Genomic DNA, 784 nt, shown 5'->3' with positions numbered 1-784 from the left:
ATCGAGCTGCTCGCCTGAAAAGTCCGGTGGTGACCTTCTGAATCGCACAAAAGAAAACGCCCCGAACGATGTCAGGGCGTTTGCCGGGTGCCAATACCTACATCAGCGGGTTTTCACACGCTCTGCTCTGAGGCATCCTTTTTCAATGTATCCAGATCAGCTCGCGCGCGCGGTATCACGCAGCGACTTGACCTGATCATGGTTGCGCTGCACACCTTGCAGTTGCTTTTCCAGAACGATGCGCACGTCGCTCGGCAGGTCTTTTTCCAACGCTTTGCGGTAGCTCTTCAACGCCACATCTTCGCCGCGCTCGCATTCGTTGAGAATCGCCTCTTCGCTCTTGCCGGTGATTACCGACTTCAGGTCGACCCAGCCACGGTGCAAGGCGCCCGCCACGCTGGAGCGGGTTTCCGGATCGCCACCCAGGCCACGCACCAATTGCTGCAGTTCGGCAGCAGCGCCTGCGCATTCTTGCGAACGCTGAATGAAGAAGCTTTTGAGACGCGGCTCTTTCACGTCTTCGGCACACTCGCTGAAGCCTTTCTCGCCATCTTTGCTGGTTTCGATCAGATCATTCAGTACTGAAATAACGTCTTTGTTATCCACTTTATAAATCTCCTCGTCGCTTCAGAAAATAGCCCTGTAGGGCCGCTCGCCTAGGGTCTGTTGACGTTTCAGCACGACCGCGCCGGAGCCCGTTTTGCCGCGAGGCAAGGCACGAGCCGCGAAGTTTGGCTGGCCAAATGAGCCGGCGAGAAACGCAGCATCGCGGCAAAACGGGCCC

1 protein-coding gene is annotated in these 784 nt (G+C 57.0%); it reads right to left on the bottom strand.

The window, feature by feature from the left end; translation table 11 throughout:
- Window positions 1-156 precede the first annotated feature (156 nt).
- Complete coding sequence (locus DNK06_RS25040; protein WP_131182671.1) at window positions 157-606, bottom strand: PA2169 family four-helix-bundle protein; 450 nt, start codon at window positions 604-606, stop codon at window positions 157-159.
- Window positions 607-784: the final 178 nt, after the last annotated feature.

Source organism: Phytopseudomonas daroniae (genome assembly GCF_004327285.1).
Lineage (GTDB): Bacteria > Pseudomonadota > Gammaproteobacteria > Pseudomonadales > Pseudomonadaceae > Aquipseudomonas > Aquipseudomonas daroniae.
Note: the sequence above shows the minus strand (reverse complement) of the source record. Positions and strands in the feature narration are given on the sequence as shown.